Origin of the sequence: Chryseobacterium caseinilyticum, assembly GCF_014837145.1 — a bacterium.
Lineage (GTDB): Bacteria > Bacteroidota > Bacteroidia > Flavobacteriales > Weeksellaceae > Chryseobacterium > Chryseobacterium caseinilyticum.
Genome location: NZ_JACYFS010000008.1, coordinates 66,755 through 83,243, shown reverse-complemented (window position 1 = coordinate 83,243; position 16,489 = coordinate 66,755). Strand labels below are relative to the sequence as shown.

General features: G+C 36.1%; 18 protein-coding genes. All 18 read right to left on the bottom strand.

Annotated elements, in window-relative coordinates; genetic code table 11:
• Position 1 precedes the first annotated feature (1 nt).
• The 18 genes from IC610_RS18070 to IC610_RS17985 all read right to left on the bottom strand — a co-directional run bounded on the left by IC610_RS18070 (position 2) and on the right by IC610_RS17985 (position 16,388).
• Positions 2–910 carry a glycosyltransferase family 2 protein gene (locus IC610_RS18070; RefSeq protein ID WP_191738091.1) on the bottom strand — a complete coding sequence of 303 codons (909 nt, stop codon included), beginning with the start codon at positions 908–910 and terminating at the stop codon, positions 2–4.
• Between the two features lie 100 nt (positions 911–1,010).
• On the bottom strand, positions 1,011–1,973 hold the full coding sequence (locus IC610_RS18065; RefSeq protein ID WP_191738090.1) for a glycosyltransferase family protein: 963 nt from the start codon (positions 1,971–1,973) through the stop codon (positions 1,011–1,013).
• Between the two features lie 4 nt (positions 1,974–1,977).
• The gene (locus tag IC610_RS18060) at positions 1,978–2,769 is read right to left on the bottom strand and encodes a glycosyltransferase family 2 protein (RefSeq protein WP_191738089.1); all 792 of its coding nucleotides are present in this window, start codon (positions 2,767–2,769) and stop codon (positions 1,978–1,980) included.
• A 10-nt stretch (positions 2,770–2,779) separates the two neighbouring features.
• Positions 2,780–3,736 carry a glycosyltransferase family 2 protein gene (locus tag IC610_RS18055; protein WP_191738088.1) on the bottom strand — a complete coding sequence of 319 codons (957 nt, stop codon included), beginning with the start codon at positions 3,734–3,736 and terminating at the stop codon, positions 2,780–2,782.
• A 3-nt stretch (positions 3,737–3,739) separates the two neighbouring features.
• Positions 3,740–4,423 (bottom strand): NAD-dependent epimerase/dehydratase family protein, encoded by a 684-nt coding sequence (locus IC610_RS18050; RefSeq protein WP_191738087.1) that lies wholly within the window; start codon positions 4,421–4,423, stop codon positions 3,740–3,742.
• A 6-nt stretch (positions 4,424–4,429) separates the two neighbouring features.
• Positions 4,430–5,362, bottom strand: coding sequence for a glycosyltransferase (locus tag IC610_RS18045; protein WP_191738086.1), 933 nt, complete (start codon positions 5,360–5,362; stop codon positions 4,430–4,432).
• Positions 5,363–5,378: 16 nt separating this feature from the next.
• Positions 5,379–6,323, bottom strand: a complete 945-nt coding sequence (locus IC610_RS18040; RefSeq protein WP_191738085.1) for a glycosyltransferase — start codon at positions 6,321–6,323, stop codon at positions 5,379–5,381.
• Positions 6,324–6,325: 2 nt separating this feature from the next.
• On the bottom strand, positions 6,326–7,219 hold the full coding sequence (locus IC610_RS18035; RefSeq protein WP_191738084.1) for a glycosyltransferase family 2 protein: 894 nt from the start codon (positions 7,217–7,219) through the stop codon (positions 6,326–6,328).
• A 2-nt stretch (positions 7,220–7,221) separates the two neighbouring features.
• Entirely contained in the window at positions 7,222–8,028 is an 807-nt protein-coding gene (locus IC610_RS18030; RefSeq protein ID WP_191738083.1) for a glycosyltransferase, read from the bottom strand.
• 9 nt (positions 8,029–8,037) lie between these two features.
• Positions 8,038–8,883 (bottom strand): glycosyltransferase family 2 protein, encoded by an 846-nt coding sequence (locus tag IC610_RS18025; protein WP_191738082.1) that lies wholly within the window; start codon positions 8,881–8,883, stop codon positions 8,038–8,040.
• Between the two features lie 349 nt (positions 8,884–9,232).
• The gene (locus IC610_RS18020) at positions 9,233–10,048 is read right to left on the bottom strand and encodes a glycosyltransferase family 2 protein (RefSeq protein ID WP_191738081.1); all 816 of its coding nucleotides are present in this window, start codon (positions 10,046–10,048) and stop codon (positions 9,233–9,235) included.
• Positions 10,039–10,689 (bottom strand): acyltransferase, encoded by a 651-nt coding sequence (locus IC610_RS18015; protein ID WP_191738080.1) that lies wholly within the window; start codon positions 10,687–10,689, stop codon positions 10,039–10,041. The genes IC610_RS18020 and IC610_RS18015 overlap by 10 nt, the downstream gene beginning before the upstream one ends.
• A gap of 61 nt (positions 10,690–10,750) precedes the next feature.
• Positions 10,751–11,626: a glycosyltransferase family 2 protein gene (locus tag IC610_RS18010; protein ID WP_191738079.1), complete on the bottom strand. Its 876-nt coding sequence runs from the start codon at positions 11,624–11,626 to the stop codon at positions 10,751–10,753.
• A 3-nt stretch (positions 11,627–11,629) separates the two neighbouring features.
• On the bottom strand, positions 11,630–12,766 hold the full coding sequence (locus tag IC610_RS18005) for a glycosyltransferase (protein WP_191738078.1): 1,137 nt from the start codon (positions 12,764–12,766) through the stop codon (positions 11,630–11,632).
• Positions 12,745–13,641, bottom strand: a complete 897-nt coding sequence (locus tag IC610_RS18000) for an NAD-dependent epimerase/dehydratase family protein (protein WP_191738077.1) — start codon at positions 13,639–13,641, stop codon at positions 12,745–12,747. The genes IC610_RS18005 and IC610_RS18000 overlap by 22 nt, the downstream gene beginning before the upstream one ends.
• Positions 13,638–14,474 (bottom strand): class I SAM-dependent methyltransferase, encoded by an 837-nt coding sequence (locus IC610_RS17995; RefSeq protein ID WP_191738076.1) that lies wholly within the window; start codon positions 14,472–14,474, stop codon positions 13,638–13,640. The genes IC610_RS18000 and IC610_RS17995 overlap by 4 nt, the downstream gene beginning before the upstream one ends.
• Position 14,475: 1 nt before the next feature.
• Complete coding sequence (locus tag IC610_RS20200) at positions 14,476–15,135, bottom strand: acyltransferase (RefSeq protein ID WP_317173452.1); 660 nt, start codon at positions 15,133–15,135, stop codon at positions 14,476–14,478.
• Positions 15,136–15,137: 2 nt separating this feature from the next.
• On the bottom strand, positions 15,138–16,388 hold the full coding sequence (locus IC610_RS17985) for an ABC transporter ATP-binding protein (protein ID WP_191738075.1): 1,251 nt from the start codon (positions 16,386–16,388) through the stop codon (positions 15,138–15,140).
• Between the last annotated feature and the right edge of the window lie 101 nt (positions 16,389–16,489).

The following is a 16,489-nucleotide window of genomic DNA, read 5'->3' as shown; positions in this document are numbered from 1 at the left end:
ATTATTCTTCTTCAATGATATAAACAGGTCTGTTTTTCGTCTGGTTAAATGTTTTTCCGAGATAAATACCCAATGTACCTAAACACATGAATGTTACTCCGAAAAGAAACCATATAGAAAGGATAAGAGAGCTGTAACCAGGTTCGCTTATCTGCCCTAAAAGTGTTTTTATCAATACCCAGAGGCCTCCCAAAAATGAAAAGAGAGAAATAAAACCGCCTAAACTTATAAATAATTTCAGTGGTTTATCTGAAAATGAAACAATAACGTTGAAAGCCAGTGATATGAGTGTGCTCAGACTGTAGGAAGATTCTCCGACACTCCGTTCCTTATGTTCAACCGGAACTGTTGTGGCACGGAAGCCAACCCAACTGATGAAAAGAGGAAAAAATTTAATATAATCACCAAGGCTGAGAACATTCCTGATGACTTCCTTGTGGTAAATACCAAAATTGGCAACCTCATTATTAATTTTCATCCCGGCAAGATAATTAAATAACGAATAAAACATTTTAGAGCCAAGCTTCTTGAATTTGCCATCCTTTCTTACCACTCTGCTGGCCTGCACAATCTGATATCCTTCCTGTGCTTTTCTGTAAAGTTTTTCAATTTCCTGAGGCTGATCCTGTAAATCACAATCCATCACTACTACCCAATCTCCGGAAGCCTTACTGAGTCCCGCCATAATGGTGGCGTGTTGCCCAAAATTTCTGCTGAGTCTGTAGATTTTCAGATGACTGTAAGTCGCAGCAAGATCCTTCATGACCTCCCACGATTGGTCCGGACTTCTGTCGTCTACCAGAATAATTTCATATTCAACCAGCATTTTCTGCATCACATTCTGCAGTTGCAATACAAGTTCCGGAAGTATTTTCTCAGCTTTATATACGGGGCTTACGATACTAATCATTATTATCTGTTTGCTAAGCTAAATTTTTTTGTTTTGTATTTTTCAGCAATCATAACCTATACAAATTCAAATTAAAGAAAAAGCAAGATTATGTTGCGCTTTAATCAATGAAAACCTTTTTAAATCTATCCATTACAGGCTCTGGCAAAAACTTTTTGTAAAGTTCTCTGGCAGTTAGAGAAAGATCGGTGTCAAGTATTAAGTCTTTCAGTTCCTTTCCGTTACGGTAGTAATATGCATTGTTTTCCAAATGATTATAGTGGGCTTTTTCCGGAGAGTCAGCAAAAGTTAACACAGGTTTACCCAAAAGTGCAAATTCTGCAACAGTAATACCGAATGTTTCTCCACGTTCTCTTGCGTGAAGCAAAGCACTGCATGTATTGATAAATTTTAATTTCATGAGGATATCTGTGCTTGGTGGCAGAAAAATGACATTTGACGGTAATGATTTCCACCACTTATTTTTCATAAAAGAATCTACACCCATAAATATGAAATAGACATCTTTATATTGTCTCGCAATTTTTTCGACTGTTTTCTGCACAAAACTGATATTGAAACTTTGAGCACCTCCGTAATATCCAAACACCTTTGAGTGTCTGGGAATTTGAAGTATCTCTCTCAAATCTTCCTGCGTTTCAGTTCCGAAATTAACCATGTGGGGTACGTAAGGAAACTTCGATCCCGTCATTTCTTCACTTAACCATTGAGAAACATATGCATATACATCACCATGAGGTTCAAAATGTTTAAAAACACTGTGTACAACAGTTTTACACTCTTTGGTTTCTACACCATCGATATCACCGTTCTTTATGGCATAAAACAAATCAACGTTATTTTTTCTGATGATGCTGTCCACTTCTGCAAAATCTGAATAATCAAAAACCTGAAATCTTTTTTTAAACTTTTCAATTCCGGCGATATGATTTGTAGATAAGGTATTGTTGTATGCGATAATTGATTCATTACCCAAATATCTTTCGTTAAAATCGGCATAGTCATACAGCGCAATCGAGGTTCCTCTGTAGTTAAGTTCGTTTTCGTGGAAAAGGATTTTCATCAGCTTATCTCGTAATTTTATTTTTAAGTTTGGTCATGATCTTTCTGAGAAAGTTTTTCTTAGGATGTTTTTTGAGATCATTATGTGTGAAAAGACCTTCTCCCTGCGCTATTTTAAAGTTCTGTTTTACCCACCATGATGCAATATTTCTTTCGAATGATACCGATTCACCTGCGAAAGGAAGAATAGTGTCAATCAGAAAATGTCTGTTGATCAGAAACGGATTATTCGTCCAGTTGGCCCATCTTGATGTGGTCACAAATTCGTCTCCGTCTCTCTGAATTTTGTCGGGAAACCGCTCTGCAGGATCCAGCCAGTGCAGTGATTCCAACAGATGAGGTGAGGTGCACTCATGCCAGTCGTCATAATAATCAAGTTCGTTGCCTTTGTGATCCAGTGAAAATAACGGGTGTCCGGGGTTTTTCCGGCTCCGGAATCTCACTACGTCATAACCTGCATTGATCTTTGCCAGGCCACTCTGTATTCTGGAAAATACAGCTGAAAAATTTTCTGTGAGTTCAAAGTCGTTTTCCAGAAAAAGCATCTGCTCATATTTTGCATTCTGTGCAAGCCGCTTTATTCCGTTTCCAATACCTACATTTTCCTGCAGACCGATATATTTTACTTTAAACCTGTCGGCAAGTGCCTTGTCATCGTCTGTTACATCCTGAAAAAGGATCACAATATCATCGGAAACGTCCAGAAGTCCGTTTTTTTTGTACGATTTGAGTGTATTCTTTAAAGTCTTCAGGTTGTTCCATGACAGGATACCTATACTCACCGGAAGTTTTTGCATGTGTAAACTTTTAATCAAGATTTAGAAAAGGATGTTTTGCCGTAAGTGAAATTTTTCTCAGGTCTTCAATCTCCTGAAAACGGTTCTGAAAATATTTATACTGAGCCAGATAGAAATCAGATTCAGATTTATTGCCTTTCAGACGAAGCTTGATGATATTGGAATAAAACTCTTTTTTTTCGTTTCTGATGTTGTAATAATATGCAGGGTTCAGGTATCTCGTTTCCCGCTGCATGCGTATGGAAAGCCTTCTCTGCTGCAGATTATAGACTTCGTCTTCGTTTTCCAACTTTTTAAAAGACTGCACTTTCGCGTCATGTACTACTTTACTGTGTGGGCAGACCACTACTTTTAATCCAAAATAAAGAACGCGGTTAATGTATTCGTAATCTTCGGCCCCATGAAAAAAGTAGGGATTAAAACCTCCGATTTTTTCGATTATGTTTCTTGGGATCAGCCAGTGTGCGGCATTCACGAAGTTAATTTCGTACCAGGGTTGAACTTCTCCGGCAAAAATATCTGAAAAAAGTCTGTTGTCTTTGGTTTCTTTTCCAAGATAATTCTCGAAATGCAGGTCAAATCTTTTTTCTGTACCGTCGAGATGCATCGGACTTAAGATTCCCAGTTTTTCCGGCTCGGGATGGGAAGTGTAAGCATCAATCAGTTTCTGAACAGAATCTTCAAAAATCCATGCATCCTGATTCATGATGTAGAAAAAATCGGCTCCCGCTCTGTGCGCGATCTCAATCCCGGTGTTGTTGGCTTTTCCGAAACCTCCATTGGTCTCAGACTGTATCAGCTGCACCTCCGGAAAGTTGGAACGGATATAATCCTGAGTGCCGTCGGAAGAACCATTATCTACTACAATGGTCTGTAAGGGTACAGAAGATTTCCTCAGGCTGCTGAAGCATCTTTCTGTCCATTTCATGGCATTGTAGGTGACAATAATTACGTAAACTTTGGGCATGTTTTAAATTTTATAATATTTGGTGATCAGGTTGATCAGATACTGTTCTTTATCGGTAAGATTGTTTTTTCTGAAGTAATCTTCAATCTTTGAAACTTCAATCTCATATCCTGAGCCTTCGTTCTGAAGCTGTAAGAGCGGCTCTGTCATCAATACTGCAGAAATAGCTTCTGTAATTTCAATGATAGAAAAATTCTGCAGATAGGCGAGATTGATGATTTGGTTGGAACTGAAATTTTTAAGAATATTCTCTGTAATAGCGCATAAATCGTCTACATCAATCAGATTTCTTGTAGCTTTGGTATGTAGCGTAATCTTTGCGTTGCTTTTTATTTCGCGCACAAGATAATTGACGAGAAGATTCGGGTTGCCGCCATTTCCCACGGCATTGCTGATTCTCAAAATAAAATAGTTTTTGCACAGGTCTGCAATAATCTGTTCCATTTTCAGCTTATGGAGAACGTAATGGCTGTTGTTTTTAGACGAATCGTAGATGCTGCAGGTAGAGAAATACACAAAGGTTTTTCCGGGGTTTTCTTCTATTTTGCTTTTCAGAAGTGTATGTTCCCTTTCAAATTCAGAAGTTCTGGTTTCGAGAGAATTGGAAACACCGGATGCGAAAAAAAGAACATCATCAGAATCGATGCTTTGTAGGGATTTTGCGATAAGTCCGTTGCCTGTGATCATTTGCTGTTATATAAAACTGTTGTTTCCTTTTTTGATCTCATACTTCTGCATCACGGTGTGACGCGTCCATCTTACGATATTGTAGAGTCTGAAAGGACGGAGTGTAAATTTAGAGAAAATATTATAAAAAGCATACCCCGCAGCAGCCCGGTAAAAGTTGGTTTTACTTACTTTTTTCGGATAGGTCATCAGCGTATAGTAAAAATAAGCCATCAGTTTAGACCTGCGGTAGCCTGAGCCTTGCTTTAAAATAAAAGGGACAATTGCAAAATCCTTTTTCATAACCTCATAGGGAACATTCTTGGATATGCTGCCCTGAAACTGCCTGTAAACAGCAGTCTCTTCCGATAAAAACTTCACATCACCATGGCATCCTGCAAGCAGATAAAGACCGCGGTCAGCAGAAATAATGTCTGTAGGAAAATCAGGTTGTAAGATTTCTTTTCTGAAAAAGAAAGTTGAGGTCTGAAAGATTGATAAATCGGTAAGATCATCTTTTTTCAGAATTCTTTCAGGACGGTCACTGTAGTTGTGGCTCTCAATATCTACATCTTCGTAAACCACTTTTGAATTGGTACCTGCAGCCGAGAGGTCAGGATTGTTTTCAAGAAGGTCAAACTGTTTCTGAAGTTTAAAACGGTCTATCCAGTAATCATCTCCGTCGAGCACAGCGATATATTTTCCCTTTGCCTGCGAAAAAGTAAAAAGGGTATTTTTTACATATCCCAGATTCGGATTGTTTTTGAAGTAGCGGATTGTTCCGCCTTTAGGATGAGTTTCCATGATTTGACGGATGATATCTTCGGTATTGTCCGAGGAGTTGTCATTCCCGATGATAATTTCACAGGTACCCGAAAAATCCTGAGCAAAGATGCTCATCAAACACTCTTCAATATATTTCCCGTGGTTGTAGGTGGTGATGCAGATGCTGACGTCCATTGTTTCGATAGTATATTTAATATTTGAACAGATCCGTCAGTTGTAAATCTAAATACCGGTGACGGACACACTGCAGGATGTATTTTTTTCTCTGGAAAAAGGAGAGTTCAGACAGGTATCTGTTTCTGTTTTCGATAAAAAAGCTGTATACAGGTGTCTTCTTTACATCCTCATCGGGATATAACTGCTGATATTTTTTAACTGCTAACAGTGAGGGACCAACGATCTGATGAAAAGCCGATGTCCCGCTCTGATGTGAATCATTCTCTTCAGGATTTCTGAATGCTTCGCGGAGGCCGCACACCTGTTCCTCATGCTGGCGGTAAGAGGAGAGGGTTGCAGGAATAAAACCAAGCTTCCCTTTTGAAGCCAGTTTCTGGGCTATAAAATAATCGTGGGCAATTTCAAAATTACTGAGCCCGTACTGTTTCAGGGCAGAGCGTTTAACAGCCAGTGCACAACCCAACACAAAACTTCCCAGCATTTGCTGATGTACAAACAGTGTGTTGTTTTTGATATTTTCTTCTATAAATGAATAGGAAATGTGTTTCCAGTTGAGATAAGAAGGTTCGAGTATTTTTTTACCGTTATTAATAATTTCCAGATCATTAAAAACTCCGTCGAATTCGGGATTTTTAAGAAAAAAACTTTGGGTGGCTTCAATCTTATTCAGTTTCCAGATATCATCCTGATCACTGGTGATAATAATATCTCCCGTACATGAATAGATGGCTTTTTCAAAATTTTTAAAATATCCCAGATTCGTTTCGTTGATTATAATTTTAAATAAACCGGGATGTTGCCTCTGATACTGCTGCAGCATTTCCACAGTGCCATCCTTTGATCCATCGTCGCAAATCACGATTTCGTCTGCTTTCACAGTCTGGCTGAGAATACTGTCCAGCTGTTCAGCAAGATATTTTTCTCCGTTGTAAGTGCAGATGGCTACAGATATGGTCATTCTTATTTGGTATTAATTTTTTTAATGCTTCCGTAAAAGTTAAAAAATACTTTTATCAAAGGATAGTATTTTGAAAAGAAATGCTTTTTTGTACGGTAAGACAGATGACTGTAAAAATTTTTCACAATCAGAAATTCCAGTTTTTTATCTTCGGAAAGATTGGGTTTTCTTTGTTGGTTGAGCGAACTTTCCTGTGCTTCGTGCAGTCTGAACTTATATAATTTCTCTGCAATGATGCCTATGGGCTGATGTTTAAGAATACGGTAACCCATTTCGGTATCAAGAATCTGCTTTAAATCTGTTTTAAACAGACCGTACTTTTCGAATATCTCTTTGCTGAATAAAAAGGCAATCGGTTCCCCGAAAATATTGTAAGAAAGCTGATGCGGTTTGATTCTCTTTAAATCTTCCTTTTTTAAAAGATAAAATTCTTCCAGATCCAGATCAAGAGTATTCTTTTGCAGATCTCCGAATTTCTCAAAAAACTCCCCGGACTTTACAGGTTGATTATTACCGTCGATAAAAGATCTTTTGGAGCACACCACCTTCAGATTATACTGCTGAAGATAGAAAAGGTTTTTTTCAAGACATTCATTTTCCAGAATATCGTCCTGAAAAAGAAATTTGATGTAATCACCCTTAGCTTTGCTGATGCAGTGGTTCCAGTTGGCGCCGATTCCGGCGGGCTGGTGAGGGTATATGTGAACAGGAAAATCTGAATCTTCTTTAAAAGCCCGGCAGATTTCCATTGTTTTATCTGTGGAGGCGTCATCAGAGATAATGACCTCTATATTTTTATAAGTTTGTGCTGTTACAGAAGCTAATGCCTGCTGAAGATATTTTTCGCCGTTGTAAGTCGGGATACAGATGGATATTAAAGGTAAATCAGCTTTCATTTTTAAAACTTTTTATGGATTAAAAATTCAACAGCAGCTTTCAGAGTATCCTTATTGGTTCCCATATTCAGAACGTATTGTAAACGGTTTCCAAAACTTATTTTTTCGGTAAAGAGTCTTTGGTACCAGAAGATTCTCAGGTCTCTCTTCTCTTTCGGAAGAACACTGTCATAACGGTAATTTCCTGTTTTAAAGAAATTCAGGCAGGCCCTGATCCAGTGATCCCCAAAATTCCCTTTTGAGAAATGCTCAATACCGATATTGGGTATAAGATAATTCTGAAATTGTTCTGACACTCTCAACGAAATATTTAGGTCGTAAAAGTGATAACCTGAAAGATCTTTGGCAAAAGAAAATTCTGACCACACTTTTTTCGTCATCGCGATAAAAACGCCGTCGATAACACGAACGGGTACTGGTATAGCATCATCCTTAATTTCAAGATGTGCTTCACCGCTGTGATGAAGAAAAGCAAAATTTTCTCCCGGCATAGCATTGTAAAAACCGTAAGGAAGATTAAATTTTCTTTTGCTTCCGGCAATTCCTATAAGTCCTGCATCAGGTATCTGTAAACCTTCCAGGACCCTCAGCCCCCAATTTTGAGAATGGAATTTGACATCTTCATGCAGAAACAGTAGGTTTTCATAAGTCGCTTTCTCTGCCCCTTTGTTATAAGCTTCACAAAGTCCCATCACACCGGGATTGTCTATTTTAATCAGCTCATATTCCACACCACATGTTGCTGCAATATTTTGTTCAAGTGCAGTATAGTAGTGGGGCTGGTAGGATGAGATGATAATGGAAAGCATGAGTATAGATCAGATGTTCTGTTTGAAGATTTTACGTTTGACTTTTTGCAGAAAAGTTTCATCAGCGAGCTTCAGCAGCCTTGCGTTGTGATATTTCAGATTTTCAATTTCATCTTTTGCAGACTGAATTTCTTTTTCCATATCAAAGAAATTCCCGTAGGCTGCAGTATATTTTTCAGAATGTTTCCGGTAGATATAATTTTCGATCTTCTTCAGATTTTCAGTGTCATTATTAATCATTGTATCTCTGGAGACTTCCTTTCTTCTGTAAAAGAATCCTGTGTAGTCTAATTTCAGAACTTTTGTACGCGGATGTAAAAGGTTGATCCAGAATTCCCAGTCCTCAAAACCTTTTATCATATCAGTGTCATAACCGCCGGTCATGAGAAAAGAAGATTTCCTGTAGAAAGCACTGCAGAAAATCAGATTGTGCTTCAGGATTTCCTTAAAACTGTAGTCGGGCAAATTCCAGATTCTTTTTTCTGTACCGAAGAATTCAGCGTTGCAGTAGATAAGTTCAACATCAGAACTCATGTTTTGAGCCGCCTTTTCCAGATATAAATTTCCAATTCTGTCATCCCCATCCAAGGGTAAAATCCATTCTCCTTCGGCTTTGTCAATTCCAAAATTTCTTGCAGCGGAAACGCCGCCGTTTTCTTTTTTGAAATATCTGAAGCGTGAATTTCGTTCAGCCCAGCTTTTTGCGATTTCTTCTGTATGGTCAGGCGAACCGTCATCAACAATAATGCACTCCCATTTCTGGTAGGTTTGGCCAATGACAGACTGCAGACATTCGTCAAGATACTGTGCCTGATTGTAACAGGGAACGATGATGGAAATAAGAGGTTGGGTCATGCAGTGTTTTTCAACCGCAAAGATATTAAAATTAGGATATTAACAGGCCGTATTAAGAGGTTTTAATCTGATTTGGCATGGTTTCATCGGATTTGTTCTGCTTAATATATCTAAGTCAGTAAATTGTTACGTGCCACAAAAAGATATTTTGATTGCTAGTTTATCGAGACTAAAAAAACAGAATATACATCATGTTTTAGGGAATGTTAATTTTTTTGTTAAGTTGCAGTTTTTCTGTTGTTTATGCAGGTTTAAAATATGTACGTTTCTGTTTTGAGCAGTTTGATTGTGATTTGAAAGATAAAAAAATATGCAGATTTTTTTAAACAATCTGCATGTGAAATTTTTTTTAGTCTGGTATTTTGATCAGCCCTAAACTATGTAAAAGTTTTACCAATCTGTACTTTTTGAGATGATTAAACTTTTTTTCTGCGTTTTGTAACTTCCTGTTTTCATTCTGTAAACCCAAAAGTTCTTTAAGATTATCTTTTACCAAGGGGAAATGATGAGTAAATGTGCGGTCACGTTCGCCGTTGATTTTATCCTGGCTTTGTGCACCGGCACTGATACCGTCCAGATAGAATGTAGAAACAGTTGTATCAATCTGTCTGAAACTTGCCTGGTGACTGCAAATCGCAATCAGAAACCATTTCCAGTCTGAAACTATTTTAAGATTTTCATCATAATGACCCCATTTTTCAAAAGCATCCTTACGGATAAATGTAGAAGGGTGGGGCAGAGATTCGTAGTAAAAGTAAAAAAGGGAAAGTTCTGATGGATATTTTTTTATATAGGTGTGATTTTCAGCGACGACTTCCAGGTTACCGTAGATAATGTCTTCGCCGGATAAATATTTTACAGCATCTGCTAAAGAACTGTCATTGTAAAAGTGATCTCCACTGTTGACAAAAATTAGGTATTCTCCTTTTGCAACGGCAATTCCTTTGTTCATTGCATTGTAAATTCCTTTATCTGTTTCGCTTACCCAATACGTGATTTTGTCAGAATATTGTTCGAGCAACTCTTTGCTGCCATCCTGAGAACCGCCGTCAATAACAATGTACTCGAAGTCTGAAAAAGTCTGTGAAATCACACTCCTGAGTGTTTTTTCAAGGCCTTGTCTGTTGTTGTAGCTGATGGTGATGACGGAGATTTTTATTGCCATTCTATATTTTCCTTAATTATTTTAGCTGGATTTCCTGCAATAATACAATTTTCTTTCAGAAAAATCCCTCTCACAACAGAATCGGATGCGATAACACATCCTTTGGGAATTACAGTACCCTGATATATTTTTGCACCGCAACCAATCCAAACTTTGTCTTCAATAATTATATCCTTAGAACGGTGTGATTTGCTTTTGTAACTTATTTGGTGAAAATCCTCATCAAGAAATTGAACATCCCATGAAATCACGCAGTCATTACCAATTTTCAGTTTGTTCATGATGATGATTTTGGTGTAGGCATTGACATAGCCTCCTTTTCCGATTTCAACAATTCCACCTCCTCCAATATCTATTCTACAACCTTTGCCAAAGTCATAAGGAGAATTTAAAATCAGCTTACCACCAATGTTGATTTGTGTTATATCTTTATTATTTACAAAACCTACATAGCTTGTACCTATAAAAACAGGATGGGACGATTTGATGTTTTGTATTCCTTTGATAACCGTGTTATCTGAAACAAATAATTTCTTTTTGTAAATTATTCTGTAAAAAATATGCTTAATAAAAATCAAGAGTGTCGTTCCTTGAAGACTTTGGCATTCTTGATATAGTTTTATGAGTGATTTTATAGTCATTTTACTTTTTAAATTACCAAAGTCATTACAATTTTATAGCTCCATACAGGTGTAAGATTGATTATAGCATAGTAATGAGTTGCTCAATCTGTTTGTTTGTAAATTTCTGATAAGCTTTGTTTTTAGTTTTAATTTTTTGAAAAAAACTGGTATGTCTTCCCAACTTATCCTTTATTTTAAATTTGATGGTGTTGAATTTTCGAACTTCGTCGAGATCTTCATTCATCAGCAATTCATACAGTTCTGATAACTGTGGATTATAAGACTCATAAATTTTCAGAAGTTCCATTTGCCTTTTGTCGCCGCCTGTTCCTGATTTATGATTATCATGAATCCTATACATTGAAATACATTCGGCAATGGGCTGCAGTTCAAATTTTTTTTCTGCGCGTAAAAACCATTCCCAATCAAATCCAAAATGAATTTCTTCGCTGAGTTTTCCTGTCTGCTCCCATATTTCTTTCGACCAAAAGGACGAGGGCTGAATAATATAATCTAATTCATTTAATTTATTTTCCTCTGTCTTTTTTACTACATCGCTTCCCCAACTTAAAACATTTCGGTCATTTCGAAAATGAATACAGTTTCCATAATACAGTTTCATAGGATCTTCTCTGTATTTTTCAGCAACGACTGATAAAATATTCGGCATCAGCAGATCATCACTGTTGAGCCACATCAAAATGTCTCCGGTTGCTTTTTCAAATCCCTGATTAATGGCATCAGCCTGACCCCGGTCTTTTTCCGTGTGCCAATACGCTAATTTGTCTTCGTACTTTTTGATGATGTCAGCTGATGAATCTGTACTTCCCCCGTCGATAATAATATATTCGAGATTGCGATAATTTTGTCCTAACACAGAAAGAATGGTTGCTTCAATAAATTCTGCTTGATTGTAGGAGGGAGTGATTATTGAGATTTTTGGGAGATCAAACATATTTTAGCGAATAATTTTTTTTATAATGTCTGTAAAGTTTTTTCCAAAGCTTAACTGACTATCCAAATAATTAAAACTGGTTTTTGAGAAGTTTCCTAATTGAATCTTTGTACATAAATCCGCTGGGTTGTGAGGATCGAAGAATCTTTTGTTTGGATAATGTTTTAGTTGCTCCAAATTTACATTAATATCAGAGGCCAAAATAAATACATTTTCAGCCTTTGCATCTTCATGCACTGTACTCCATCCTTCAAATAACGATGGCTGAATTATTGCAAGGCAGTTTTGCAATAGAACTATTTGATCTTCGCGAGATATAAATCCTAAAAATTTTACATTTGATGCAATATCTAAATCTACTACTGCTGATTGCAAATTTTTGAAATAGTCTGGATTTCTGTAATCAGATTCCTTCCCTGTAAAAACTACTGTGATATCTATATTTTTGTCCTTAAGTTCTTTAATGGCATTTAATATAACAATATGATTTTTATGTGTCCAAAATTGATTACTGCACAAAAAATAATCGTTTTTAATTCTGTATTTTGACAAAACAATATCTTTTTGAGGTAGAATATCAATTTGGTGATGTGTAGAAAAATTTAACACAAATTGTTTTGGCTTTGCGTGAGGATAGAAAAGGTTAAAATCTTTTTTAGCGTCTTCACTGCTAAAAACTACTGCATAGGCACAATTTTGAATAGTTGTGTAAATGGAGTCACGATAGCTAATGTCTTCTGGTGTGAAAAAATTTGGCAAATGTTTCTCCTGAAAATCAGGAATCCAGAATAGTTTGTTTTTAAAGTTTTCTTTTTCGGAAAAAAGACCGGGAAATTCTAAATCATATTGCTCAAATGGCGAAAAGATATTTCTCTGGAAAATTTGTTTACAAAATTTGTTTAAGGCACGTTTTATTTTGGACAGATTTGAATATGTTGTATGAACTGTTAGATATTTATATGCAGTTTTTTTAAAGAGAATTTCTGTAGCATTAATGTTATTCGATTTAATATATAATGCTGGTTGTTCTTCATCTGAAAGTAGATTGAGAGCGTGGATTAGGTTTTCAACATAGTATGTACCACCAATCCAATTTTCATCATAGTTATAATTGATTATTACTTTAAATCTTCTGCCCATTTTACATAGTTTTTTATTCCATCTGAAATACTAACTTGTTGCTGATACCCCAAGTTTTTTATTTTCATAATGTCAGCAACCCAATAGAGTGGATCTCCTTCTCTTTCTTCTCCTGAAAAACTAAGTTTTCCAATAAATCGTAAGTTCTTGAGCAAAGATTCAGCTATAGATTTAATGCTTATTTGCTCACCATTTGCAATATTGTAAACATCAGCCTTAAAAGATCCTTTGTCGATTATCAAATCAATACATTGTATAATATCTTGTACATGAATAAAATCACGGGTTTCTCTTCCAGTACCAAATAATGTGATGTTTTCATGAGTTTGTGATTTAGAAAAAACATCCCATAAAAGTTGCTTTTGTAAGCCTTCACCATACGCTGAAAAAATTCTGAGCGAGCACGACTGAATCCTGAACAATTGATAATATTCTTCTAAGATTTCTTCTGCGAATTTTTTGTGATAACCATATGGAGATACTGGAGATATTGCGTCGGTTTCACAGATAGGTAAAAATTTTGGATTACCATATACTGCAGCACTTGACAGGTTGATGAGTTTGCAGTCGGGATTGTGCTTTTTGATACTATCTGCAATTTTTAGAACATTATGTGCATTTAGATTGAAATCTCTCAATGTGTTGTGAAGAGAATCTGGGACACTTGCGGCTCCGCTACAGTTTATACAAATGTCAAATTTTACTGCTTCAAAAATCTCATTAAAATCACTATTTGTAGAATCTAAGAGGAAATATTTTTTATCAACATAGTCTGTTGCTACATCAGCAGCATATGTCTCACTATATTTTTCGTGAAAATATTTGTATGCATGTCTTCCAATAAAGCCTTTTGAACCGATAATAAGTATTTTCATCTTTTAATAGCTACGTATGAGTACATTCTGCCGGGGATTAATTTCTCCGAGTCAGTCAGCATATCATTTATTTTAGAATTTTTTTTAGCTGAAAATATTTTATAATATAACTTACTTTTTATTGTATTATCAAATATTCGTTTTCTTTCTACTATACTTTCAGGTGTCTCGGGAAAGAAATTGATTTCAGAATCAAAAAATTTCATTTCTTTTTGAAGATCTAATCCAGCTTTGTTTATCGCATGTTTATATTCATCTGATGTAAATGCGTTTTCTCCTCCATAATATTTTTGTAATGGATGATTTTCTAAAAACCACTGCTTGTCCTTTTCATCATATATTACATGATCTCTTACAGTAAAAAATAATCCGTCTTTTCGCAGAACTCTGCTCATTTCTCCTACGAATTTTTGGAGGTGATACGCATGATGCATACACTGACGGGCATAAACAATATCGAATTCTCCATCAGGAAACTTGATTTCTTCTGCAAATGCCTCGTAGATTTTAATGTTTTGAAGATGGTAAAGTTCCTTCAGCTTTCTAATCGCTCCTGCACCTATAGTGTCACTAGAATCCGGTTCCACAGTAGTTACATCATATCCATCTAAAGCCAGTGCAATGCAGGTGATGCCGTTACCACTGCCTATATCTAATATTTTTTTTGCAGATGGAGCATATTTTTTTATTTCTTTTAATGTTTCATGATATTCACTGCTTTCTCTAAATCTTTCAACATTAAGAGACAAGTCTTCCTCAAAATATGCTTTTTCAACCAAAAACTTATATTCTGGCTTCGTCCGTATATACTGTATTGTTTCTTCCCAAGTCATATTATCTTTCGTCTTCAGTAATCTGTCTAATTATTTTTGCAGGATTTCCTCCTACAATTGTCCAATCAGGAACGCTTTTAGTTACAACACTTCCAGCTCCAACAATCGATCCTTCACCGATAGTAACACCTTTTAGAATTATTGAATTAAAACCAATCCAAGCCTTATCTTTTATGATTACTTTTTCTTCTTTAACGTTACTCCAATCTTTATAGGCTCCAACTCTTTTTTCATCTAAACCCTTTTTCCAATCTGTTACGTCATTTTGTCTATCTTTCCAATAAATTGAGTGTGAGTTGTTGTCAACAACAGTACAACCCCATGAAAACATAACATCATTTCCGATAAAAATTTGATCTGTACAGATAAATTGTCCTCCGCCAATAAATGTTCTATCTCCTATTTCAATAGATCCTTTCTCGGATTCAATTACAAAATTTCCCTGAACACAAGAATTTTCGCCAACACTTAAATAAATTAAATTTTTTGGTTTTCTTACTGTTAAAACCAGTCCTTCTGTCGATGATGACTCAGGGCATTTTAAGTAAGGCGAAGTGGGGTTTTGTTGAGGAATGGTTTTAACTCGCTGATAAACGGGAATGTGTGGGTTCTTGTAAATCAGTCGCGAATTAAAGAGTTTTGCTATAATTTTTAAAATCATACTTATTTATCTATCCATTTACATGATATAAACACACATCCATAGTCATTCCCATTATACTTATGGAAATCCGTTCCTGTTTCTTCAATATTAAAACTTACTTCTTCATTTATTATCGACAATATTTTTTCATTTGGAATATGTAATGCTATCACTAATTTATATTGATTTGGTACAAGGACGTTTGAGGGGATAGTCGATGTGATATTATACATATCATTATAGGAGTCAAAAGAAGCGACATTTTTTTCTGAAGTAAAAACAGTTTTTTCTCTTTTATCAATTACCCTAAAGCTAATTTCTGTTTTTCCTGCAAGTTTTGAATCTAAATTAAATTTAAAATTAATTGAAATCTCTTCGTTAAAATTGAAGTTGTTAGTAGGAGTGCCAGATTTATTTATTATGGTGACTTCATTTATAGTATTTTCTTCAATATGATCAGCCTTATATTTGCCGGACGATGTTACCCCTGTATCAATATATCTATTGATAACATTTCCGATTAGTCCATTTTCTTTAATGAGTCCGTTTTGAAGTAGAATTCCTTTATTACATAGTGCTGATATAGCAGCTAGCTGGTGACTGACAAACAGAATCGTTCTTCCTTCTCCCTTAGTAACATCATTCATTTTCCCCAGGCATTTCTTCTGAAATTCTGCATCACCCACTGCCAAAACCTCATCCACAATCAATATTTCAGATTCCAGGTGTGCTGCAACAGCAAACGCTAAACGTACATACATTCCCGAAGAATATCTTTTTACAGGGGTGTCAATATATCGTTCTACACCTGAGAAATCTACAATCTCATCAAACTTTCTTTTGATCTCCTTTTGGGTCATTCCAAGAATGGCTCCGTTGAGAAAAACATTTTCGCGGCCACTCATCTCAGGGTGAAAGCCGGTTCCTACTTCAAGCAGTGAGGCAATTCTTCCGTTGGTGTAGATTTTTCCTGTGGTTGGCTGGGTCACTTTACTCAGGATTTTCAGGAGTGTAGATTTTCCTGCACCGTTTCTTCCGATAATTCCAACGGCGTCGCCCTGCTCAATCTCAAAATTAATGTCCCGTAGTGACCAAACGTATTCTGAAGAGCCTTTCGAAGTTCTGTCGTTGGCTTCGCCAATTTTCAGATAGGGATCTTCTTTACCTCTCATTCTGTGCCAGAAGCGGTTAAGGTCATGGGTTATGGTTCCCGTTCCCACCATTCCGAGTCTGTACTGTTTTGATATGTTTTCCGCTTTTAAAGCAAGCATGTTCTTTAGATTTAAGATTTAAAATTCAGGATTTAAATTATAAAGAGTAAAAAAGCAGGTTGAGATTAATACGAGCAGCATCACTCATTACTTATTGCCCA

Coding starts and splice junctions, on each gene's coding strand:
- IC610_RS18050 (WP_191738087.1), bottom strand. CDS start 4,423: ATGATCACAGGCAACGGACTTATCGCAAAATCCCTACAAAGCATCGAT.
- IC610_RS18005 (WP_191738078.1), bottom strand. CDS start 12,766: ATGGGCAGAAGATTTAAAGTAATAATCAATTATAACTATGATGAAAAT.
- IC610_RS18060 (WP_191738089.1), bottom strand. CDS start 2,769: ATGCAAAAACTTCCGGTGAGTATAGGTATCCTGTCATGGAACAACCTG.
- IC610_RS18065 (WP_191738090.1), bottom strand. CDS start 1,973: ATGAAAATCCTTTTCCACGAAAACGAACTTAACTACAGAGGAACCTCG.
- IC610_RS18025 (WP_191738082.1), bottom strand. CDS start 8,883: ATGACCCAACCTCTTATTTCCATCATCGTTCCCTGTTACAATCAGGCA.
- IC610_RS18045 (WP_191738086.1), bottom strand. CDS start 5,362: ATGGACGTCAGCATCTGCATCACCACCTACAACCACGGGAAATATATT.
- IC610_RS18010 (WP_191738079.1), bottom strand. CDS start 11,626: ATGTTTGATCTCCCAAAAATCTCAATAATCACTCCCTCCTACAATCAA.
- IC610_RS17995 (WP_191738076.1), bottom strand. CDS start 14,474: ATGACTTGGGAAGAAACAATACAGTATATACGGACGAAGCCAGAATAT.
- IC610_RS20200 (WP_317173452.1), bottom strand. CDS start 15,135: ATGATTTTAAAAATTATAGCAAAACTCTTTAATTCGCGACTGATTTAC.
- IC610_RS18000 (WP_191738077.1), bottom strand. CDS start 13,641: ATGAAAATACTTATTATCGGTTCAAAAGGCTTTATTGGAAGACATGCA.
- IC610_RS18015 (WP_191738080.1), bottom strand. CDS start 10,689: ATGACTATAAAATCACTCATAAAACTATATCAAGAATGCCAAAGTCTT.
- IC610_RS18030 (WP_191738083.1), bottom strand. CDS start 8,028: ATGCTTTCCATTATCATCTCATCCTACCAGCCCCACTACTATACTGCA.
- IC610_RS18070 (WP_191738091.1), bottom strand. CDS start 910: ATGATTAGTATCGTAAGCCCCGTATATAAAGCTGAGAAAATACTTCCG.
- IC610_RS18020 (WP_191738081.1), bottom strand. CDS start 10,048: ATGGCAATAAAAATCTCCGTCATCACCATCAGCTACAACAACAGACAA.
- IC610_RS18035 (WP_191738084.1), bottom strand. CDS start 7,219: ATGAAAGCTGATTTACCTTTAATATCCATCTGTATCCCGACTTACAAC.
- IC610_RS18055 (WP_191738088.1), bottom strand. CDS start 3,736: ATGCCCAAAGTTTACGTAATTATTGTCACCTACAATGCCATGAAATGG.
- IC610_RS18040 (WP_191738085.1), bottom strand. CDS start 6,323: ATGACCATATCTGTAGCCATCTGCACTTACAACGGAGAAAAATATCTT.
- IC610_RS17985 (WP_191738075.1), bottom strand. CDS start 16,388: ATGCTTGCTTTAAAAGCGGAAAACATATCAAAACAGTACAGACTCGGA.